We start from the raw sequence: 22,898 nt of genomic DNA on the forward strand, positions 1-22,898 counted from the left end.
CACTAACAATGAGAAACAAGCCTCCCATTCTACGCAGCTTCGCGGCACTCCGCTAGCTTTTCCACTTAGTTTTCCACATGTGCAAAACCTCCAGAAGGCTGTATTTTCCTGGAAATGATGTCGATAGCTCGATTTATCTCAGCTTCAGTGGAAAACTTAGACACCCCGAAACGTAGGGCAGCATCGACCGCCGACTTGGGTGCTCCCATGGCGATCAACACATGGCTCGGTGGGCTGCTGCCGCTGCTGCAGGCCGACCCGCTGCTGCAGGCGACGCCAGCGAGATCGAGCGACATTAAGATTTTTTGCCGGTCGGTGCCCGGAAGCGACAGGCAGGTGGTCGACCCAATCCGGGCAGCAGACCCTCCGTGCACTACCACTGCCCGATGGCGGCGGCAGAGTTCGTTCTCGAGTAGGTCGCGGAGACCAGCCATGTGGATGGCGGCGGCGGGTTGCTCCTCGACCGCAATCGCAGTGGCCTCGGCAGCAGCGATCACGAGCGGGACCGGTTCGGTTCCCGGCCGCGTGCTCAGTTGCTGTTCACCGCCGTGGATCGATGGCCGGACGGTCACTCCGGGAGCCATCCAGAGGAACCCAACGCCCGCCGGACCGTGATATTTATGGGGTGTGAACGTCACCGCCGCGGCCCCCCATTGGCTCAGATCCACCGGCACCTTGCCAATCGACTGGGTGGCATCGACGTGGAGCAGCGCACCGTACTGGCGGCAGAGTTCGCTGATCTCAGCAATCGGCTCGATCACGCCCGTCTCATTGTTGGCCGACATGACCGACACCAGGGCGACGGGGATGCCCTGACGTTGCGTTTCGACCAGCGACCTCTCGAGCTGATCCAAGCACAGGACTCCGCTGTCATCGACTCCGATCGATGCGACCGGTCGGCCCTGTCGCTCGCACTGGGCCGCCGCGGCCAGCACGCTGGGGTGCTCCACCGCACTGACGAGGACGGCGCCGTCCTCGGGACCGAGGCCAGCAACGGCGAGGTTGTTCGCCTCGGTACCGCCGCTGGTCACGATCAGCCTCGCCGCATCAACGCGTGTCAGATCGCTGCCGAGTGATTGCCCGATGCGGTCGAGAGCCGATTCGAGCTTTGCTCGAGCGCGGCGACCAAACTGGTGCTGGCTCGACGCATTCGCCGGCCCCGTTTTCCAGGCCTCGATGAGCACGTCGGCAACGCGTCGGTCCAGTGCCGTGGTGGCGTTGTTATCGAGATATATCATGGTTCGGATGGGAGGTTGGTAGCAGTCTGACGCCTGTCCTGGGCGGCCTCAGCCATCAAGGCGTCAGCCAAATCATCGCGGCCAGCCGCCCGCATATCGTCGATCAACGACGCATACTCTTGCCGCAGATAGTGATCTTGAGTCGCTCGCAACGCATCAACATCGTCGATCGGGCGGACCAATTCCAGCAATCGCGGCATCAAAATGTACAGCTCTCGCTGGGCCAGTGTGGCGATGGTAGGCCACAACACGCGAGCCAGTTGCGGGTGTTTTTGGCTCCACTGGCTCCAAAAAAGCCCACTCGTTCGGCGGAGTCGGAGCTGGCTGAGCAACAGGGCCGCGTCATCGTCGAAGCGCTCCCCGGCACCGCGCCGCAGCGAGACGAGATGCCATACCGAGGGCGGCGTCGACGGTGGCGAAATCCATTTCTTCTGGCTCAGCAGTCGGGCTGTTGCGGGAGTGCTGCGGGTCCGTTTAATCGGGGTGATCTGCCAATGAATAATAGGGATTTCGTAAAATGAAAAACGCCGCGAACGAAAATGAGTCGGGGAAAATTCTTCTCCCTCGACATACCCCATCGTGCGGACAATGCCCCATAGCACGACGCCAAAAACGATCGCAGAAACCAGCGTAATCCAGATCTGGGATCCACTGATGCGGCGGGAGGGGGACGGCGTGTTCAGGCGACAATACTCAGGTAGGTGGCGAAAAGACAAGGCTCAGGCGTGTGACGAAAAGACGAGGCCGGAGGCCGACACAATGATCTATTTCCTTTTGCCCTTTTTCACGTTGCAGCCCCTCATGTGTCTAGAGATGCAACGGAGACTTGGCCATGATACGGTCAATCAACATGTAATCGGCAGGGCATTTCCCATTCCAACCAGTATGAATCCTTACAGTGCTCCTTGGCAACGCGTGACCTCGCTTGGCGGCCGGGTCACAGCCGCCACCGCGTTTCCGCCCCTTACCGCCCCACGGCGGCGCGGGCCTGCCAATGTCCCGCATACTGATCACTCGCCTGGCAGCGACGGACAACGTGCATTCCAACGCGACGCCGAAGACCGGTTGGCCGAGCCGACCGAGCCCCACAAGCCGACCGAGGAGGAGGCCGGCGGCGCCGAGGCGGGCCCAGACACTCTCGATGCGTCGGTCGCCCGTAGCCGGGTCGAGGCGTTGCTCTTGATCGCAAAATCCCCGCTGAATTACCGTAAAATTGCCTCGCTGGCGGGACTCGAGGATGCGACGCAGGCGCGGACGCTTGTCGCCGAACTGAACGAACTCTACGATTCCCTCGGCCGGGCTTTTCGCATTGAACAGCTCGCGGGGGGCTGCCGGATGATGACCCGTTCGTTCGTCGCGCCCTGGTTGAGAAGACTCGGCGTTTTAGCTCCAGCCATTCGCTTGAGTTGGCCGATGATGGAAACGCTCGCAGTGGTGGCGTATCGCCAAGACGTCACGCGGGCGGATGTCGAAAGCGTTCGTGGAGTCGCTTGCGGAGAGATCCTGCGGCAATTGATGCAGCTCGATTTAGTCCGAATTAGTGGCCGCAGTGAAGATCTCGGACGACCCTATCTCTACGGTACCACGAAACGTTTTCTAAAAATCTGTGGATTGCCAACGATTAATGCCTTGCCAGCGATTGACTCACAGAGATTCTGTGATGATGTTTCTGGTAACCTAATCGCTACAGAAAATGATGGCGATTCTGAACTTTCCCCTGCTATCGAACCGGTCGACGAGACCGCTTCCCAAGTCCCCAAGGAGTCTGACGTGAGTCTCGCAGTGACCGACGCTCTCGCCACCGATTCGGTGTTGTCTCATTTCGCAACCGGCGTCGCCGACGCGGCCACGGAGTCGTTTGATGACGTGACTGCCTCCGCATCGAGCGATGCGGCGCCCGCAGCCGTTATCGAAGACGAAGAGGACGACCTCTACGAACATGGTCTCGATGTCGACGATGACGAGGACTTCGTAGACGATGATGAAGATGATTGGGACGACGACGAGGATGAAGATGCCGACGAGGATGATGACCTCGACGACGATGACGACGAAGACATCGATGAGGACGATAGCTGGGAAGAAGTCGACGATGACGACGCCGACGAAGATTGGGACGACGAAGACGACAGCGACGAGGAAGATGACGACGACGATTGGGATGACGACGACGATGACTAGGCGGCGATCGGCTCGTCGAAGAACTGTTCATCCCGCAGCGAGTCATGTGACTGGTTCTGGGCCAAACCGCAGATAAAACCTTGCCCGCACCGCAGAGGACGAGGCTACGAGTCCCTCACAAAACGCAGTGGACGAGGCGACGAGTCCCTCGCAAAATGTAGTGGACAACGCGACGAACTGGTCATTACCCACAAGTATCCCGTTAGGGATGATAGAGAATATCCGTAGGTCAGCGCAGCGCCACCTACGAAGTTTCAATAAGTGGCGTAAGCTTCCAGCTTGCGGTCGGCGAAAATCGCAAGCTGGAAGCTTACGCCACTTTTGAAACTCGTCACCGGTCACTTGCGCGGCGGCACTGGAGCGTCTGCTCGATGAGAGCCTTGTAATATGGCCCCAATCCGACGTAAAAGTCGATTCGATCCTCGTACCGCCCATAATAGGTGTCTGTCCCTGTGCCCCAAATGTCCACCGGGACGCCAAAGGTGTAGAAATCGGCCGAGGACGGTGGACCGTCATCGACTCGGTGGCTCAGTAACGAGTGCACGGCGTAGTCGACATTTCGATCGGCCCGGCGACGCTCGAGCCGGGGAAAGTAGTTCCCACCGTCCACGTAGGTTCCCGCAAACATTTTTGGCGGACCGCGTCGGGATTGGTAGAGTCGCCACTCCATCGCCAACGCCATCCGCCAGGACTCCTCGCGTAGGTCCTCGGACGCCATCGCATCCAATGCATCCTCAATCGCGGGCGTCACCATCGCCAAGGTCTCGGCATCGACGTGGAGGTTCAAGACACGATTGTACAACGTGTTAAGAGCAGCCCTTTCATCTGGATCGGCGTATAGGAGCACCTCGGTCGGGCGGACTGCACCGTCAAGCACCGCCAACCGGGCTGCCTTGGACCACTCGAGCATCCGCTGCGCCGATTGAATCGATTCGAGCAACGCGTCGGTGTTATTGCTGCCATGCAGGTTCAAGGATTCGAGTGTGCGGGTACGGAGCATCAACGGACTATCAACCAAATTGCCATCGACCTCGATCGGCAAGGGATGCGTCGCCAGCCACGGTTTCAGGTAGCCTGCGATCGTGGGGACGCTTTGCGGTTGGGAGGTCCATGCAAACGCCTTCGGCATCGGCTTGGCCATCATCTCCGCTCGCCACTCGGGCAGCTCTCGCGGCATGCCGCCGAAACGAACCACGAAAAAGGTCGTGGGGACGACAAGAACCGCGAGCAGGATATAGCCGCTCACCCGCAACTGGGTCGTCCAGCGATACGCGTCTTTGAGCCAATCGCCCGTCATCCGCCACGAGGCAACCACCAGCGGAATAGCGGCAAGGGCCACATAGCTGAGGTAGCCTGAATAGTGATCCAAGAACGGCATCGAGGCGAACAAAATCGCGAGCGTGAGCAGGGGTGCAACGAAAAATGCCAGCGTGCTGCGAGACATCCACATCGAGGAAAGCAGACCACAGGCAAATCCGAGCAGACAACAACTCCGCGTGATCGTTTGCCAAGGACGGGTGCGAAAACCTGCCCCTAAATAATGTACCAGCAGCAGCACCAACACCATCGCCAAGGCAGGTGCCACGATTCGCGACCACCACACATGCCGCTTAGGAAACCCGCGATCGGCTAGGAAAAAGTGTCGCCTGGAAATGGAGTCGGGATAGAAACACAGGCATCCCATCCAGGTGCAAACCAACACCAAAACCACCGACACGATCAACGGCATGTTATCGCTACTGACCCAGGGCCGTGTCAGGCCAAAGAGAAAAGTACGCAGCCAGAACGCGGTCATCAGGAGCACCGCGACGATGGCCAGACCGATCAGCGGCCGGGACTGCTGCCGCCACGCCTGCCACAGGAATGCGCGCCACATGGCTGGCCGCGACGCCTCACCGAGCATGGCGCTCGGCGCATACGGCTGATCGTCGCGTTCGGCGAGCCCCGGCGGCGGCCCCGCTGACTTGCGAGACCGACGACGCGCCAACCGCCGACGCGCAGGCAGCAATGGCATCAGTATGAGAAACGCCGTGTAGGCGATCGTGATCAACACACGACCGATCGACCACAGATGATGGGGATCCTCATGGCTGTCCCACCAGGCCTCTACCCATTGCATCGCATAGAACAGGCCCACGATGGTGGGGACCAGAATGATCAAGCCGCGAAGCGGCGACCGGCAGAGGTAGGCCAGAAAAAACCCGGTGAACAAAAGCTCGAGGCTGAAGAACGCGAAACCTCGAATCGCGTCGCTCTGCAGCATCGATTCCACCGTCAGCGGCAAGACGGATTCCCACACCGAGATCGTCATCCACAGCAGCAGCGAACTGAATACCCACGAGACGCCCACGGCAATCACCCCGACAAGCGACTTCGAGACCACCACCAGCGGCCAGGGCACGGGGAGCGAGCGAAGCCAACCCAGCGTCCCGGACTCCTCTTCGCTGCCGACCAGCATCGGCGGCACGCCGAGAGCCATCAAGTTGGGCATGAGAATCCACAACGCGATGGTGTAGTAAATATTGGAGGGGCTGGCGTTGGCCCAGATCGTGAACCAAATCATCAGCTGGAACACCAGCGTTCCCACCAAGATCGCTGTCGCCAGCGACGCGATCATCCGTGTGTCCTTCCACAGCAGATGCCGAAGTGCGACGTTCATGACAGAGCCTCCAGAGGCCGGGACAGGGCGGCGTCATCCTCGACGACTGGACGGGTTGCCCGATCATCGCAGATCGCAATGAAAATCTCTTCGAGCGTGGCTCGCTGAGCCGACAGCTTGGTCGCGCCCGCCGAGGGTGGGAAATCATCACGCCAATCGTCGGGTAAGTTCTTGACGATCCAGCGAATTTGGCGGCCGGTATGGACCTCCGTCAGCACCTCCCCGCGGGGCACCGGCACCACAGAACCGAGCGAATCCACTGTCGCTGTTACCATCTGCACCTCCGTTTTCAGCTCCTCCAAAGGCGCGACGACTTTCAGTTGTCCGTGGTGCAGGATCGCGACCCAATCGGCAACCCGCTCCACCTCGCTGATCTGGTGACTCGAGAGCAACACCGTGCGACCCACGGCCGCTCGGTCGACCATCGATTCCAAGAACTGACGGCGCACCATCGGATCGAGACCACTGGTGGGCTCATCGAGAATCAGCAACTCCGGGTCATGCCCGATCGCCAGTGCCAAGGCGACCTTCGCTCGCTGGCCCTTGCTCAAGTTTTTAATTTTTGTTTCCGCCGGGACGTTGAACTCCGCCAGCAGTTGTTGATAGCGAGTCAGGAAACCCTTCGGGTAGAACGCCGATGTGAACCAGCCGATTTCTGGCGGCGTCATCCACTCATAGAGCGCCGGCGCGTCCGACACGTAGCCGATCTTCCGGCGGATCTCCATCGATTCAAAATCACAGTCGCGACCGAGCACCGAGGCATGACCGTAGTCGGCGGACTCGTAACCCGTCAGGATCTTGATCAAAGTGGACTTGCCCGCACCATTCTCGCCGAGCAATGCAAACACAACGCCACTGGGGACATCGAGGCTGACGTCATGCAGGGCAACGGTCTGCTGGAACCGCTTGTAAACACTCTTGAGTGAGAGCACTGAGTTGCGTGCAGCCATGTTCTGGGTAGCCATATTCATCGACGGAGTTCCCCGCAAGAAAGAAAAGGTCATTGAGATTGACGCTGGAGCTCTTGTTCAAAGAGTGTCCGCAGTTCGCCAGCGGACATGCCGCCGGCCAGGGCATCGGCCAGCAGCCTCTCGAGGGCATTGGCAACGAGCGTATTGCGGGCCTTCGTGCAGCGGTCCAGTGCATCTCGCCGTACCGCCAAGCCCCGGCCGCGAACCACCTCGAGCACCCGGTCGGCCTGCAACTGCTGATAGGCCCGCTGGATCGTGTTGGGATTGATCGCCAGCTCGTTGGCCAGGTGCCGCACGCTCGGCACCATCTGCCCACCGCTGAGCACGCCGTCAGCGACCGCCAGCTTGACCTGACGGATCAGCTGCTCGTAGATCGGCACCCCATTGGCACTATCGATGGAAAAGAACATCGCCTGAAAACCCTTCTGACTAAGTGTGTTGGTGATATGGTACACCAAACCCCCGATACAGTCAACAGCCCGCCTGCTTCGTCGAATACGACATTGATTACTCTCCCCATCCCAAACAGCCCCGGTAGGGCGCCAATCTGGGTGCTCTCGCACGCTAGGGGCTTGGGATGTTAAGCTAGCTTCTTCCCTCACACCTTCCCCTTACCGACGACCTGCCCGCTAATGACTTCCCAGCCTGCCGATAATTCTCAGAGTGGCTCGATCGATCACGTGTTGAGCGAAGACCGTGTTTTCCCGCCGCCTGCGGAATTCACTCAAAACGCCGTGATCTCCAGCGTGCAGCAGTATGACGAGATGGCTGCCGCTGCTCGCGATACGCCCGACGAGTTCTGGCGGCAGGAGGCGCTCGAGCACTTGCACTGGTTCGAACCGTTCAGCGACGTCTGCCAATGGGATGCTCCTGATGCGAAGTGGTTCGTCGGTGGCAAAACCAATGCGTGCTACAACTGCGTCGATGCTCACGTCGAGGCCGGCCGAGGCGACAAGACTGCGATCATCTGGGAAGGCGAACCCGGCGACGCTCGCACGCTGACGTACCGTGAACTGCAGAGAGAGGTTGCCAAGTGTGCCGAGGCATACGAGCAACTCGGCGTGGGCGAAGGAGATGTGGTCAGCATCTACATGCCCATGACCCCGGAACTCGCCATCGCGATGTTGGCCTGTGCGCGCATCGGCGCGATCCACTCGGTAATCTTCGCAGGCTTCAGTGCCGAATCGATTGCCGACCGCAACAATGACGCATCCGCGAAACTGGTCATTACCTCCGACGGGCTGTATCGCCGCGGGAAAGTCTTGCCGCTCAAAGAGACCGTCGACGAAGCACTCGCTAAATCGACAACTGTCGAAAAGTGCTTGGTTCTCCGCCGCACGGGAGGCGATGAGACGCCGATGACGGAGGGACGCGACGTTTGGTGGCATGACGTGGTTGACACACAGCCCGGAGAGCTAGCCGCCAAACCGCTCGACAGCGAAACCCCTCTGTTTATCCTCTACACGTCCGGCAGCACGGGCAAGCCTAAGGGAATCCTGCACACCACGGCCGGCTACAACCTGTGGGCGCGGCGGACGTTCGAGTGGGTCTTCGATTACCGTGATGACGATATCTATTGGTGCACGGCAGATTGTGGCTGGATCACCGGCCACTCTTACATCGTGTATGGCCCGATGACGGCGGGGGCAACCTGTTTGATGTACGAGGGAGCGCCGAACCATCCAGCCGAAGACCGGTTCTGGGATCTGGTCGAGCGGCACAAAGTCACGGTGCTCTACACGGCCCCCACGGCGGTGCGCGCCTTCATCAAATGGGGTGATGAGCATGTCGACAAACATGATCTCTCCAGCCTGCGACTGCTCGGCAGCGTCGGCGAAGGCATCAACCCCGAAGCTTGGATGTGGTACCACAACAAGATCGGCGGCGGTCGCTGCCCGATCGTCGATACGTGGTGGCAAACCGAGACGGGCGGCATCATGATGAGCCCACTGCCGGGAATCACCCCTACCAAACCGAGTTCCTGCACCAAGCCCCTGCCGGGCGTGATGCCTAAAATCGTTGACGAGCTCGGCAACGAAGTCGACAGTGAACACGGGGGCAAGCTCTGCATCTCGAAACCCTGGCCGGGAATGCTCCGGGGCATCTGGGGTGATCGTGAACGCTTCATCGAGCAGTACTTCAGCGACGTGCCCGGACAGTACCTCACCGGCGACAATGCACGCTGCGATCGCGACGGGTATTACTGGATCATGGGCCGGATCGACGACGTGATCAATGTTTCGGGCCACCGCCTGAGCACGATCGAAGTCGAGAGCGCATTGGTATCGCACCCCCATGTGTGCGAGGCGGCGGTGGTAGGACGCCCGGACGACCTGAAAGGGCAAGCGATCGCTGCGTTCGTAACGACAACGGGCCGCGACACCGACGACGAATTCCTGAAAGAGCTCAAGCAGCACGTGCGCAAGCAAATCGGAGCTCTGGCACAGCCTGATGATATTCGAATCACCTCGGGATTGCCGAAGACTCGTAGCGGCAAGATCATGCGCCGACTGCTCCGCGACGTTGCCGCGGGACGTGAATTGGTCGGTGACACCTCGACACTGGAGGATTTGGCCTCCATCGCTCAACTGCAAGACTCAGAGTGATTGCGAGGCGTTGGCTATGACCTAAGATGGGACGAGTCCCGTCAAAACGCGTAGTGGACGAGGCCACGAGTCCTGTCAGTTACCCACAAAACCGGATCCCCTGTCAGCTTGTCTGACAGGAATCCCGGTTTTGTGATAACCCGCATGTATCCTGAAGGAAGCGTTCTTGAGCCCCAGCTGGGCGGCCCTCATGTTCGCCGCAATCCTGCCGTTGGGATGGCATGTGCAAATAGAGCCGCCCCGTTGGGGCTAACGCGAGGTGGTGGCGTCTGAAACCCCAGGCGTTGCCTGGGGCTTTCATAGAACTGCCCCGTTGGGGCGTTGTCATGAGCTATCTTCAGCAATCGATAGAATGCTGCACTGGTGGGTAACTGACAGGACTCGTCGCCACGTCCACTCCATTTAGCGTGGACGATTGATTCGCGACGCTTATCACTGGACAATCTGCAGCCATGACATGGATGGTATTGACGCTGATTTCGGCGTCGCTGCTGGGACTCTACGACGTTACCAAAAAGGTATCTGTACGCGGCAATGCGGTCCCAATCGTGCTGCTGCTGAGTGTGTGCGTGGGCGCCCTGATCTGGTCTGCACTGCTGCTCCTGCAGACGGCCCTGCCCGCCATGGACTGGCCCGACTGGCTGCGTGTCGATGCGATCGACCGCTGGGGCCATCTCGCCCTGGCAGGCAAATCCGTCTTGGTCGGCGTCTCCTGGACGCTGGCCTTTCATGCTTTGAAGGCACTTCCGCTTTCAATCGCTGCGCCGATCCGGTCGACGAGTCCGCTATGGACACTCTTCATCGCGATCGCGTTCCTGGGGGAACGCCCGACGCCGCTGCAGTGGCTCGGCATCGCAATCGTGTTGGGGTCTTTTTGGGCCCTGTCGATCGTGGGCTCGCAGGAGGGTATCCGCTTCCGCACGGACCGCGCGGTGTGGTGGATGGTTGCCGCGACCATCCTCGGCGCGATCAGTTCGGTATACGACAAGATTCTATTGCAGGAATTCGGCTACAGCCCGGCGACCGTGCAAGCTTGGTTCAGCGTCTACCTCGTGCCGGTGATGGTGCCGCTAGCGGTGCGTTGGTATCGCGAGCAAAACGCGGACATTCCCCGGCCGACAGCCCCCTTTGAATTCCGTCGCTCGATTCTGCTCATCAGCCCCCTGCTGCTGGCGGCCGACATGGCCTACTTCACCGCCCTATCGGACCCCGAGGCATTACTGTCGGTGGTTTCACCGCTGCGTCGCGCGAGCGTGATCGTGACGCTGATCGCGGGCAGCCGCATGAGTGGAGAATACAACCTCTGGCGTAAAATCGCCTGCGTACTCGGTATCCTGGTCGGCGTTATCCTGCTGATGATGTTCGGCAGTTAGGAAACGCGTCAGCAACGCGTGATCAATAAGTGGCGAATTTTGCGAGATCTTTTCTGGAGTGGACGAGGCGACGAGCTGTTGATTACCCACAAGTCTTCGTACGCCGAAGGCGTTTTAGAAAATAGCCGGTGGTTTGAGCGCAAGCGAACACCACCGGAAACGTCGCGAAACACGCGTGCCAACCCCGAATGGGGTTGAAGATCATTCACAACGAGGCCTGCGACCCACTTCGGGGTCGACGTTCCATCTTCAACGAACAACCGCAGGCGGCGCTGCGCTTACCTACGGCTATTCTCTTCAATCCCTTTCGGGATACTTGTGGATTATCCCCAGGCTTGCTCCCCCCCGTGCTTGTCACACGCCGAAGCGGTGTTTTGAAATTAGAAAACCGCGGCATCGACACGCGGACTCAATACCACTGCATCGCGTAGTCGCGAAACCTTCCCATCGCGATTTCTCCCGACGCCGGATCCTGCCGGTACTCACGCCACTTGGATTCCTCCTCCTTCAACCGCCTGTAAAGCAGCGTCTTGCTGTACTGGTACCGATGCCAACTCCATGGGGTGGACGTAGCATAAGACTCAATCTGGCGTTGTCGTTTTGCGAGCATGGCACGCACCCCATCACGAATGATCTCATCGGGATGATCGACCAAATCCAACAGCGGAAAAACACCTTCGTCATCGATCGGCTTGACCGCAATCATGACCGCTGGCGGGAGGTAGTCGCCGGCGACCTGGCTCGCGTTGTACCGGTGGGCAACGTAGTCAACCGGAAACAAGCAATACAGTACGATCGCCAGCGATAACGCGATCAGTTGAGACTGGATCAACCACGACAGCGAGCGGCGCCGCACGATCTTGAAGATCACCAAACCAAAGCCGACCAGGACCAGTGTGATGCCGAAGAATCCAACCGTTCGCATCCGGGTCAGGCCGTTGTAGCCAACATAGATGAACAAGCGGTTGTAAACGGCCATGGCTAGCAGCAGGTTCATCCCAGACCAGATCCATGCGAGCATCCGCAGTCGTTCGATTCGCGGATCACGAAACATGGCCTCGTGAAAGACCAGAGATAGAGTGAAGGTTGCCAGAGCGAGCGCGACGGTCAGCCAAGCTGCTCCTTCGTGAGCGTAGCCGGCATAGTAAAAACCCGCGGGGAATTCCCGCCGCCACAACGTACTGAACTCGAAGACGAGATACGCAGCAAACAACCCGATCAACGCGACCAGCATGTTGCGGAAGGGAGCGTACAGTGGACTCTTGACTTCACCCGTCGTTACCGCGCCGACATCGGCTACGTCAGACGGGGGCCCGCCAACGAGCCGCTTGACCAAGTCGTCGGCGCCGGGAACGAGGGGGCGGAGCAGCCCTGCACCCACCAAAAACGCCAAAACGCAAAACGGGAGCTCCCAGACCGAGACCTGTGAAAAGAAATTAAAAAATCGCTCGAGGGAGTCGCCGGCCCAGTTCGACACCCAGTCGACCAAATCGGGGTTGGCGAGGACAAAGATGCCGCTGAAGAGCAACACAGCAGCGGCGGGCAGCAGGACCGACAGCCACAGAGGTCGCGTCGACGCCAGCCGCCTCGCCATCGAGACCGAGCGCAGTTGCGGGAGACGTTCGGCGCCGAGAAACGCAGCGAAGACGAGAGTCGTCAGGGTGCGCAGGAGCGTCGGCAGCCAACCCGAGAGAGTGAGCACCAAGGCGACGAAGATGACCACGGTCGCGAGCGTTAACGGGACCGAACCCTCCCAGCCCAAGCGGAGAATCGCCACGACCAACAACGCCCCGGCGAGGAGAGCAGCGACCCAGCCGGCGGATTCGCTGTCGCTGCGCGCGACCAATTCCGCCCTACCACCCGCGTCCTCGGTGCTGGCCGCGTCCTCGATGCTGGCCGCGCCCTCGATGCCGCTACCGACCTCGCCATCCAGTCTCCGCTCTCGCAATCGATGCACGACGACGGCGGCCACCAACGCGACGGCGAAAAAGGCAGCCAGAGCGAAGTACCCCCGACCGCGAAAAACGAACAGATCGGCGGCGATCGTCCACACCACCACCATCAACAGTTCCGAGGCAATCGCGCGGATTCGGCCGGCCCCTTCCCGATCGGCTGCAGTGTGGGCTGGCGCTGATTCGCTCGAATCAGGAAGGTTCGCATCGTGAGACATCGCCGCTGACCGCTACAAAATAGGCAAGAGAAGAGAGTGAATGCCCGTCTATCGTACTGTCCTCCGTCGGTCAATGTTTAGCTGGGCTTGTGGCGATTTTTGGCCTTCCATATCATGCCGCATTGACTTTCCCGCCTGATGTTGTGGTTTCCGCCCCAACCGCGACCCTTTCCTGCATCCCTCCGGTGCCCGGACCCATTGTTTTGATACCACGCTTGGACCCCATTTTCATTGAAAAAGCCAACGAATTCCTGACGGGCACGCCTGTCGGGCGTGCCTCAGATTGGGCTGCGCGATTGGCGTCGCCCGACACATGGATCACGCAAGCGATGCTGCTGGCCCAGGACGGTGGGGCCGAAGGTGCCAAGCCAGTTGGTCCACAAAATATTTGGGAAGCATTTTTTGCTTCGCCCCTGCCGCTGATCGCTGGCTTGGCGATGATCTGGTACGTGACGTGGTTTCTGCCGGAAAAACGCAAGCGTCAGAACGAGACCAATTTGCTCGCCTCGCTGACCAAAAATGATCGTGTTGTCACCATCGGAGGGCTGCACGGGACCGTTGTCTCGGCGACCGCCGATAGTGATGTGATCACGTTGAAGATTGACGAAGCGGGAACGACCCGTATCAAAGTCAATCGCTCGGCCGTCGCGGCCATCACCGAACACGCCAAAGGCAAACCGCTTGGAAAAGACGGCAAGCCCGGCACCGCACAACAGCCCGGTAAAGTCACCCGTGGCGAATCTCCGTCCAAAAACGCGTCCGGCGAGGAGTCGTCGGACTAGCCGTTTTCTCGTTCTCAATCACCGTCTTTCGAAAAATCACGATGGATCTTCTTTCCTCTCGCCTCGACTGTGTCGTCTCCTCCGCAAGCAATATCGCGTGGGACACCTCGACCAGCCTCATGGCTCTGCTCGCACAAACGGATTCCGCAGTCGCGGGCGAAGTCACCCGAGGCATGGACACCGCCAAATGGGTGGCTCTCCTCGTCGCGGCCGCTGTCCTGATCCTGCCCTTCGTATTCGGTGGCTGGCTGGCCAGAGCTCTGAAAATGCCGGGCTACGGCACACGCTTCGGTTTCATCCTGGTCGCCCTGATCGGTAGCGGTGTGACGCTGTGGAACCGACTGCCCGGCCTCGGTGTCGACCTTCGCGGCGGTACGATCTTGGTCTACGAGATCGACCCGGAGAAACAGGAAGAACTCCGCCAAAACAACTCACCGATTTCCAGCCAGGATCTCGTCGAACCGCTCACCCGACGGATCAACCCGTCGGGCACGCAGGAGATCGTGATCCGCCCGTACGGCGAATCGCAAATCGAAATCATCGTCCCCGCAGTGGACGATCGTGAGGTCGCCCGGATCAAGAAGCTCGTCGAGGAAGCCGGCGTGCTGCGTTTCGCGATCCTCGCCAACGATCGCGACCACGCCGCCATCATTACTCAGGCCATCGAGCAGTCCGAGTCCAACGATCCCGCTGTCGCCACCGCCGTTCAAGTCGGTGATATCGATGATGGCCTCTATGGCCGGTGGGTGAAAATGGGCCGGGAATCGAAAACCGTCGACGACGTGCGGCCGATGCGGATGTCCACCTTCGGCACGACGATCCGAAACCCGAACACGGGTGCCATCCTGCAGATCCCCAGCGATTTGCCGGGCGCCGACGACGAACCCGAAGTCCTGCGGGTCGCCAAATGGCTGAAAACCCAGCCGTTTGCGAACATCGAAGTGCTGATGATCATCAACCCGCTGCTGGACATCCAGGGCAGCGACTTATCCTATGCCGCCAGCACGTTTGATGAACACGGCGGCCCCGCGGTCGCATTTAACCTAACCGATCTCGGTTCGGGACGATTCCGTGCCCTGACGCAGAACAATTCGCCCGAAGGCACGCACCAACGACAACTCGGCATCATTCTCGATGATACGCTGTTGTCGGCACCCAATATTCGCCAGGCGATTTCCAAAGAAGGCCGAATCACGGGCAACTTCACCCGCGAGGAGGTCGACGGTCTCGTGCAGATTCTCAAAGCGGGACAGTTGCCAGCAACGGTAACGAAACAGCCGATCGCCGAGAACCAAATTGACGCCACGCTCGGAGCCGACACCATCGACAAGGGTGTCTTCGCGATCCAACTGTCGTTCGGCTTGGTGCTGATCTTTATCCTCTGCTACTACCGGTTCTCAGGTTTGATCGCGTGCATCGCACTGATCATGAACCTGATGCTCATCCTGGCCACGATGGTCTTCATCAACCAACCGATGACCCTGCCGGGACTCGCTGGTTTGGTGTTGACGGTCGGTATGTCCGTTGACGCCAACGTGCTGATTTTTGAGCGTATTCGGGAGGAGCGGAAGAAGGGGGCGAAAGACCGGATGGCCATCCGCAACGGCTTCGCCCGCGCCACGACGACCATTGTCGACGCCAACCTGACGACGCTGATCACGGCGATCGTGCTCTACGCGATCGGCACTGACCAGATCCGCGGCTTTGCCGTCACGCTGATCCTGGGGATTTTGTTCTCGATGTTCACCGCGATCTATGTTTCGCGAACGCTCTTCGACCTGGCTGAACGCCGAGGCTTGCTCTCGCTTTCCATGTCCGACACTGTCAATTCAATTCGCTCGTCGATTTCCGGTGGTGGCCAGATCAACTTCATGAGCGTTAGACGGACGATGCTGATCGTTTCGGCAGTCTTCGTGACCGCGGGCATCGTCGCTCTCTATGAGCGTGGCCGCGGTATTCTCGACATCGATTTCGCTGGCGGGTCCTCGGTCCAGTTCCGAGTCGACGCCCCAACCGAGACCGACGAGGTTCGGCAGATCATGAACGAGGCGTTCACCACCGACGACGCGGAACCGATTCAGTTCACCGTTAACGGTGTTAGCATGGACGGCGCGGCCGAAAACACTGTCTTCAAAGTTGACTCATCGGTCGATGACGTCGACCTGCTCAAGCAGGCCATCGTGGACGGATTCGCCAAAGACCAACGCGTCGGCCTCTCCACCTACCAAATCGAAATCACGCCTGCGGATCTCGCCCCCGAAGGGCGAAACGAAGCGGCCCAACCGGCCGCCGACACCACCGGCGCGGCCGCCACACCGAGCCAAGCAGACCAATCGCAGTGGGAATCGAATCGAAACGGCGTCATGCTGACGGCATTCCAAGCGAGCGATGAACCTGCGACCGAAGATTCGACAAGCGGCTCGGAAGAGCCCGAGATGCGTGAGATCGAAGTGCCCGGCTACACCTACAGCACCTCCGACATCTCGCTCGGCATCGAAGGCAGTGAAAAGGACGCCGGGATCAACGAAGCCGGCTTGCTGGAAGCACTCGTCCAAGCTGCCGCTGAAGCCAAGACCCCGCTCAATGAACGCGGTGTCCGCCTGAAACCCATCGGCGAAGATACCGAGGAATGGTCTAGCGGGTCGGCGCTCCCTTACGCGAACTGGCAAGTACAATTGCCGCTCACGGGTGATAACGCGATTGCCGTCATGACGCAGCTCGAAGAGAACCTCGGCAGCGATCCGGTTTGGATCAGCAGTAGCAGCGTGGGCTCTCGTGTGGCGGGCGACATGGTCGGCCGTGCTCTCGGTGCACTCTTTGCATCGCTGCTGTGCATCATCGGCTACATTTGGTTTCGGTTCCAGCGAGTCGTCTACGGCGTCGCCGCTGTCGTTGCCCTGCTGCACGATATCATCATCACACTCGGTGCGATCGCCATGAGCTTCTGGCTTGCCGACTACCTCGGGTTCTTGCTGATCGACCCGTTCAAGATCTCGCTGACGGTAGTTGCCGCTCTGCTGACAATCGTGGGCTACTCGCTCAACGACACGATCGTTGTCTTTGACCGTATCCGGGAAACCAAGGGCAAAGCACCGAAGCTCACGCAGGAAATGGTCAACACCAGCATCAACGACACGCTTAGCCGAACGTTGCTAACCTCGATGACGACACTGATCGTGGTCGTGTTGCTTTACGCGATCGGCGGGGCAGGCATTCACGCCTTTGCGTTCGCGTTGGTCGTCGGCGTGACGGTCGGTACCTACAGCTCGATCTTCATCGCCAGCCCCGTGTTGCTGTACCTGGTCAATCGCCAAGACCAGAAAGCTGCAGCGGCGAAGTAAGTAACGAGCAACTTGGAAACCGGCTATACTCTGAGCCGGTTTTCCTTTTTGCTCAGTATGTTGCTCCATGATCTATCCCCGCGTCGCCAGCCTCAAAACCAGCGAGGCTTTCCGAAGCCATTTATCGCAGTCGTCGATCGAACTGCCCTTTGATGACCATGTCCTCTCCGGGCCGGATTCGCCTCTGGCACGCCCGCTTCAGGTGCACGGACGCTCGATCGGCAACCGATTCTGCATCCTGCCCATGGAGGGCTGGGACGGGACCGAGGACGGCAAGCCCACCGATCTGACGCGGCGGCGATGGCGGAACTTTGGACTCAGCGGAGCGAAACTGATCTGGGGAGGTGAAGCGGTCGCGGTCCGGCGTGATGGGCGCGCCAACCCCAATCAACTGCTGATCAATGAACGCAATCTCAGCGAGATCGCCGAACTTCGCGAACTCCTCGTCTCCGCCCACGCGGAACAGTTCGACTGCACCGACGACCTCATGGTCGGTATCCAGCTGACCCATTCCGGGCGGTACGCGCGCCCCAATGACAAGAAAAAAGCTGAGCCGCGGGTGCCGCAGCGCAACCGCGTTCTCGACCGCCGTGTCGGCGTGAGTGACGACTCCGCTGTCATGTCCGATGACGACATCAGTGGCTTGGTAGACGATTTCATCACCGCCGCAGTGGCTGCCGAGCGGGCCGGGTTCACGTTTGTGGACATCAAGCATTGCCATGGCTACCTCGGCCACGAACTGCTCGCGGCGGTCGACCGACCGGGCCGGTACGGTGGCAGCTTTGAAAATCGCACCCGCTTCCTACGCGACATCGTCGACGGCATTGGCGCCGCAACGTCGGGGCTGAACATCGGCGTGCGGCTGAGCGTGTTCGACTTCGTTCCCTACTGCCCCGGTGAAGACCGCATCGGCATCCCCGAACCCGAGAGCGAAGCCAACAAGGTGTTTGGAGCAACCCTCGACGGCGAGGGAATCGATCTGACCGAGCCCGGTCGATTGATCGAGCTGATGCAGGAAATCGGCATCCGCATGGTCTGCACGACCGCGGGCAGCCCGTATTACAACCCACACATCCAACGCCCTGCGTTCTTCCCGCCGAGCGACGGATACCAGCCACCGGAAGATCCGCTCGCTGGTGTCGCCCGCCAGATCGCGGCCGTCGCCGAACTGAAGCAACAGCACCCTGAAATGACCTTCATCGGATCGGGCTACACGTATCTGCAAGATTACCTCCCTCAGGTCGGCCAAGCCGTTGTGAATCGCGGCATGGCCGATTCGATCGGCCTCGGACGCATGGTCCTGTCCTACCCCGAACTGCCCGCCGATGTGATCGCTGGCAGCGACTGGCAGCGCAAGAAAGTCTGCCGCACCTTCAGTGACTGCACCACCGCGCCGCGCGAGGGCATCCTCAGCGGCTGCTACCCGCTGGATCCGTTCTACAAAAAACGACCTGAACGCGAATTGCTCAAAGCGGCCAAGGCGAAATTAAGCAACACACGATGAATAAGTGTCGGTTTTAGCAGTGGACGAGGCGACGAGTCCCGCGGCTTTGGACTCGTCGCCTCGTCCACTACGACAGAAATTGATCGTGCGTTGCTAAAGACGTAGATGCGCGGCGAGCTTTTGACGCCGCCGCGGTCTCTTGATCGCCGGGAGGCCATGGCGGCAATTAGTCCGGGACGTCAACTTTGTCGTCACCTACAACCTGATGAACAGGCATGTCAGCGTCAGCATGTTCAAGCAAGCGCGCTTTGGCAAGCAACGCCCAAACAAATGCCGGGATGAACACTGCGAAAAAGAAAAGGTACCCGAGCACAAGAGGCAGCGGCCCCGCGATGGGTAGATGGATCAGCAGAAGTGCGATCGCTCCAGCAACGCCAAGCACTCCGAGAAGGACGAAGGAAGGGTCGATCGCTCGACGCTGTGTCCACTGAAGCATGGCGACAATCCACCTAACTGGCGAGATCAAGCTAGTGGTGAATCTACCAGTCGACATCGCGCCGGACCATTTAAATCGGGAGGAAACATTCCGCATCACTTCATTGAGGTTCAGCCGACGGAAATCCACAGCAAACGCTCTGCGATTCACCCGAAAGCTGCTCAACGCGGAAGGCGCTATGGAGAAGCGGCCGGTGGCCTGCGCGTCGCACACACCACCGGAAACGTCTTCACCCGACGTATTGACCAGGCGTTAGGAAACCTTGGCCTTGGTGCGGGCTTCCCGCAGACCACGACTGAGGATATCCCGCAGCATCGGAGAGTAATCTTCGTACTTGTTCTGGTCCGGAGCACCGTTGCTGAACTGATAGATTGCATCCCGAGGCTTGACGCCGAGTGCGATCAGGGTGCTGCATACGGTGGCGTAGTCGCCGTTGCGGACGACCATACTCGGCCGACCGGGGCCGACCGGTGCGCGGGCAAAGACCTTGCTAGCGACGGCCAGGAACTTGACGGGCGAATCGAGAGTCTGCAGTGTCAGCAGGCGACGGGCCAACTGCACGCGAGGGTCCTCGGGGTCGTTGAGGTTACGGGCACCGATGATATTCAGCCCCTCCTGCAACTCAACGACCTCTTGCCGTTCATCGGCATGGATCGCGTAGCCAGCTTTGGCGTCGGCGAGGATAATGTTACAACCCTCGTAGCGATTTTTGGCAAATTCGCTATGAGCCTTTTCGAGAGCCTTCCGCGACGACGTGCATCGCAGCAGGTCCATTGCGAGTTGACCCCGCGAGCGTTGGCCGAAGAGGGGGTTCACGGTCGCACGATTCGTCAAGCCAACGAAGAGACCGTTCTGATTGACACCCAACCAGGTGCCGCCGGCTTTTTGATCGATTCCACAGAGTACACGAGGTTTTCCCGATTGAATCGACGGAGTTTGACTCGGCCGATCCACATACTCCTCGCGGTTTGCCGCGACGAGGATAGGACTTTCGGGGACCAAACGGTACTGAACAGCTAGTAAGCACATCAGGGAGACATCCAACTTTCAAAGATCAGTGATTTCCAGTCTCACGCACGCAATCGCCCTCGCTCGAGAGCTCGATGCCCCGAATGAGAGCCTGGTGTGATTCACGTGCGACACAATGTAACTACGCACTCATCGATGACACACCCCCTAATGGGTGGTTTGGTGATCTTTTATTGCCGGCAATGGCAGAGTTTGCCGATTGGGAAGCGAAATCCCCATGGTTTCACGTCCGCTTGGCGCCCATGATTACCTTGACGCTCCCGCGGCGAGGTTTCTATACTCTCGCCCGCATCGCAGCGCACCGAGGGCGTTTGCGACCACGGAATTTTTCTCTAACGGTTTGGACCGACCCCCCCATGAATAGCGAGCGACGCCATGAACTCCAGGAGAACGAGCTAGCCTCGGCCATCGACCGGATCAATACCAAGATCGAGCCTTATTCGAAACCGATCGCAGCGGTGTTGGCGATTGCATTCATCGGGCTGCTCGCATGGGGGTTCTACTCGAGCATGCAGGCTGAGCAGCGCAGCGATGCAACCTACCAATTGATGGAGGGCTCAGTTCGAGGCGACAGCGAAATGCTGGCCACTGTGGCGGCGACTTACCCCGAGACGCCGATGGCGGCCTGGGCCCGGCTGTATCAAGGCAGCCAAAAGATGGCGGCAGGGATCAACTCCCTCTTCTCCAGCCGTGACGAAGCCGAAGAACTCCTCGCCGAAGCCAGCTCAGCCTACGAAGAGGCGCTGTCGCTGAGCGACGACAATAACATTCTCATCCAATCGCGGGCCCACTATGGCTTGGCTCGAATTGCCGAGTCGCTGGGCGATACCGACGAGGCGATCGCTCAATACGAGGCCACGATGGAGGCCGGCGAATCCGAGGCGATGACGACGGAAGCTCAACAGCGCATCGCCCTGCTGTCGAAACCGGCGGCGGAATCGTTCCTGACGTGGTTTGACGAACAAGACTTCACCCCGGCCGACCCCAGCCTGCCACCGGCACTGCCGTCGGACCAGATGTTGCCAGACCTGCCCGATCTGGACTTCCCCGAGATCGAAACCTCGACTGGACCGGAGCCCGCAGCCGCCACCGAGGAAGCGATGGACCAGCCCGCTGCCCAAGACGGCGCCGGTGAGAGCGAACCTGCCGGCAACGAGGAAGCTGCCAGCGACGCTGAGCCCGCCGCCGACGAACCGACTGCAGAGGAAACCGCCACCGAGGAAAACGCGGCAGAAGAACCGGCCACTGAAGAACCGACTGCGGACGAACCCGCCGTCGAGGAAGCAAGCACCGAGCCGGAAGCGGCCATGGAAGAGGAGGCTCCTGCCGACGCCGAACCTGAAGCCGACGCCGAACCCGCAGCCGACTCGGACCCAGAGCCTGCGGCGGAGCCAGCAGACGCTCCAGCGGAAGAACCTTCCGACGCCCCCGCCGAGACGGATTCCGAATCGAGCGGTGACGAGGGTGACGACGCCGTTGGCCTGGAAGCCCCCTCAAACTCTTGAGCATCCCCTGCGACGATGACCGCGCGGCGCCCGGCCCAGATCGGGGCGGGCAACACGGTCGCTATCCCGCCCGCCCGCTGGCCGAATCGGATCAGGTGGTACGGGAATTCGTCGTTCCCGATTCTGCCGACGGCGCGCGAATCGACCTGTTCTTGACTCAGGTCTGTGACGGGCACAGCCGCTCGCAAATCCGCCTGGCGGTGCAAGACGACGGCGGCGAGGTCGACGGACGAATCGTACGGCCGAGCTTCAAGGTTCGCAGCGGGCAACGCATTCGTTTTCGACTGCCGACCGAGTCGAGCGACGACACGGTGCCCGAAAACATTCCGCTGGATATTCTCTATGAAGATGATGGCATGGTCGTCATCAACAAACCGGCGGGCATGGTGGTCCACCCGGCCCGCGGGAACTGGACGGGAACACTCACGAGCGCTTTGGCATTCCGCTTTCAATCACTTTCCGATGTCGGTGGTCCGACACGTCCGGGAATCGTTCACCGGCTTGATCGCGACACCTCAGGCGTGATCGTCGTCGCCAAGAACAACGCGGCCCATCTTCATCTCGCGGCGCAGTGGCACGACCGACTCGTCAAGAAGACCTACCTTGCCCTGACGGCAGGGCGCTTGGATCGCGACCGAGATTGGATTCACGCCCCAATTGGTCGACATCCTTATCAACGTGACAAACAGGCGATTCGCGAGCACCACGAATCGAGCAAAGAAGCGTCCACCTTTTACGAGGTCACGGCCAGACACGGTCGAGTGACGCAGGTCAAAGTCTCCCCCAAAACAGGCCGAACGCACCAAATTCGCGTGCACCTGGCTCATATCGGCTGCCCTATTCTCTGCGATCGATTGTATGCAGGCCACGCGGTGCTCACCCGTGCGGCCCTATCGCGGGCTGCGGGCAGACCACTCGCAGCGGATCCAGATTCCGGGGCCGGTGCCGGTGCGCGATCCGCGGACGACGATGAAATCATCCTGAATCGCCAGGCCCTGCACGCTCATCAATTGACCCTGCTGAACCCGCAGTCACAAACCGAAATGACCTTCACAGCCCCCTTACCCGCCGACTTACGGCGTGTTATTGACCTACTCGATTGA

Annotated in this window: 16 protein-coding genes; 8 read left to right on the top strand and 8 right to left on the bottom strand. The window is 59.9% G+C overall.

The window, feature by feature from the left end:
* Positions 1-65: 65 nt before the first annotated feature.
* Together CA85_RS17505 and CA85_RS17510 are read right to left on the bottom strand one after the other, a co-directional pair.
* Positions 66-1,238: a cysteine desulfurase family protein gene (locus CA85_RS17505; protein ID WP_146392656.1), complete on the bottom strand. Its 1,173-nt coding sequence runs from the start codon at positions 1,236-1,238 to the stop codon at positions 66-68.
* Positions 1,235-1,954, bottom strand: a complete 720-nt coding sequence (locus tag CA85_RS17510; RefSeq protein ID WP_246112915.1) for a hypothetical protein — start codon at positions 1,952-1,954, stop codon at positions 1,235-1,237. Before CA85_RS17510 ends, CA85_RS17505 begins: the two co-directional genes overlap by 4 nt.
* Before the next feature lie 169 nt (positions 1,955-2,123).
* Here CA85_RS17510 and scpB point away from each other — a divergent pair, with 169 nt between their 5' ends.
* Positions 2,124-3,419: an SMC-Scp complex subunit ScpB gene (gene scpB / locus CA85_RS17515; protein ID WP_186775023.1), complete on the top strand. Its 1,296-nt coding sequence runs from the start codon at positions 2,124-2,126 to the stop codon at positions 3,417-3,419.
* Between the two features lie 331 nt (positions 3,420-3,750).
* Here scpB and CA85_RS17520 read toward each other — a convergent pair whose 3' ends face one another.
* Genes CA85_RS17520 through CA85_RS17530 form a run of 3 tightly spaced genes read right to left on the bottom strand, consistent with a single transcriptional unit; the run spans position 3,751 to position 7,504 of the window.
* Positions 3,751-6,078: an ABC-2 transporter permease gene (locus CA85_RS17520; RefSeq protein WP_146392657.1), complete on the bottom strand. Its 2,328-nt coding sequence runs from the start codon at positions 6,076-6,078 to the stop codon at positions 3,751-3,753.
* A complete protein-coding gene (locus tag CA85_RS17525) occupies positions 6,075-7,043 on the bottom strand; it encodes an ABC transporter ATP-binding protein (protein ID WP_391564895.1) in 969 nt (322 codons plus the stop codon). The genes CA85_RS17520 and CA85_RS17525 overlap by 4 nt, the downstream gene beginning before the upstream one ends.
* A gap of 35 nt (positions 7,044-7,078) precedes the next feature.
* Positions 7,079-7,504, bottom strand: a complete 426-nt coding sequence (locus CA85_RS17530) for a GntR family transcriptional regulator (RefSeq protein ID WP_246112917.1) — start codon at positions 7,502-7,504, stop codon at positions 7,079-7,081.
* Between the two features lie 177 nt (positions 7,505-7,681).
* Between CA85_RS17530 and acs the strand changes: the two genes are divergently transcribed.
* Both acs and CA85_RS17540 read left to right on the top strand, forming a co-directional pair.
* Positions 7,682-9,655: an acetate--CoA ligase gene (gene acs, locus CA85_RS17535; RefSeq protein ID WP_146392659.1), complete on the top strand. Its 1,974-nt coding sequence runs from the start codon at positions 7,682-7,684 to the stop codon at positions 9,653-9,655.
* A gap of 461 nt (positions 9,656-10,116) precedes the next feature.
* Positions 10,117-11,028, top strand: coding sequence for an EamA family transporter (locus CA85_RS17540; RefSeq protein WP_246112918.1), 912 nt, complete (start codon positions 10,117-10,119; stop codon positions 11,026-11,028).
* 409 nt (positions 11,029-11,437) lie between these two features.
* Here CA85_RS17540 and CA85_RS17545 read toward each other — a convergent pair whose 3' ends face one another.
* A complete protein-coding gene (locus CA85_RS17545) occupies positions 11,438-13,198 on the bottom strand; it encodes a DUF4153 domain-containing protein (RefSeq protein WP_146392661.1) in 1,761 nt (586 codons plus the stop codon).
* A 215-nt stretch (positions 13,199-13,413) separates the two neighbouring features.
* Between CA85_RS17545 and yajC the strand changes: the two genes are divergently transcribed.
* From yajC to CA85_RS17560, 3 genes are all read left to right on the top strand, one after another.
* Complete coding sequence (gene yajC / locus CA85_RS17550; RefSeq protein ID WP_246112919.1) at positions 13,414-13,980, top strand: preprotein translocase subunit YajC; 567 nt, start codon at positions 13,414-13,416, stop codon at positions 13,978-13,980.
* Positions 13,981-14,099: 119 nt separating this feature from the next.
* On the top strand, positions 14,100-17,321 hold the full coding sequence (secD, locus tag CA85_RS17555) for a protein translocase subunit SecD (RefSeq protein WP_246112939.1): 3,222 nt from the start codon (positions 14,100-14,102) through the stop codon (positions 17,319-17,321).
* A gap of 67 nt (positions 17,322-17,388) precedes the next feature.
* The gene (locus tag CA85_RS17560) at positions 17,389-18,825 is read left to right on the top strand and encodes an oxidoreductase (protein ID WP_146392663.1); all 1,437 of its coding nucleotides are present in this window, start codon (positions 17,389-17,391) and stop codon (positions 18,823-18,825) included.
* Positions 18,826-18,991: 166 nt separating this feature from the next.
* Here the strand turns inward: CA85_RS17560 and CA85_RS17565 are convergent, their stop codons facing one another.
* Both CA85_RS17565 and CA85_RS17570 read right to left on the bottom strand, forming a co-directional pair.
* Positions 18,992-19,261 carry a hypothetical protein gene (locus tag CA85_RS17565; RefSeq protein WP_146392664.1) on the bottom strand — a complete coding sequence of 90 codons (270 nt, stop codon included), beginning with the start codon at positions 19,259-19,261 and terminating at the stop codon, positions 18,992-18,994.
* Positions 19,262-19,513: 252 nt separating this feature from the next.
* The gene (locus CA85_RS17570; protein ID WP_146392752.1) at positions 19,514-20,290 is read right to left on the bottom strand and encodes an NRDE family protein; all 777 of its coding nucleotides are present in this window, start codon (positions 20,288-20,290) and stop codon (positions 19,514-19,516) included.
* 356 nt (positions 20,291-20,646) lie between these two features.
* Between CA85_RS17570 and CA85_RS17575 the strand changes: the two genes are divergently transcribed.
* Complete coding sequence (locus CA85_RS17575; protein WP_246112920.1) at positions 20,647-21,795, top strand: YfgM family protein; 1,149 nt, start codon at positions 20,647-20,649, stop codon at positions 21,793-21,795.
* 95 nt (positions 21,796-21,890) lie between these two features.
* On the top strand, positions 21,891-22,898 hold the full coding sequence (locus tag CA85_RS17580) for an RluA family pseudouridine synthase (protein WP_146392753.1): 1,008 nt from the start codon (positions 21,891-21,893) through the stop codon (positions 22,896-22,898).

It is taken from the genome of Allorhodopirellula solitaria (assembly GCF_007859855.1).
Classification (GTDB): domain Bacteria; phylum Planctomycetota; class Planctomycetia; order Pirellulales; family Pirellulaceae; genus Rhodopirellula; species Rhodopirellula solitaria.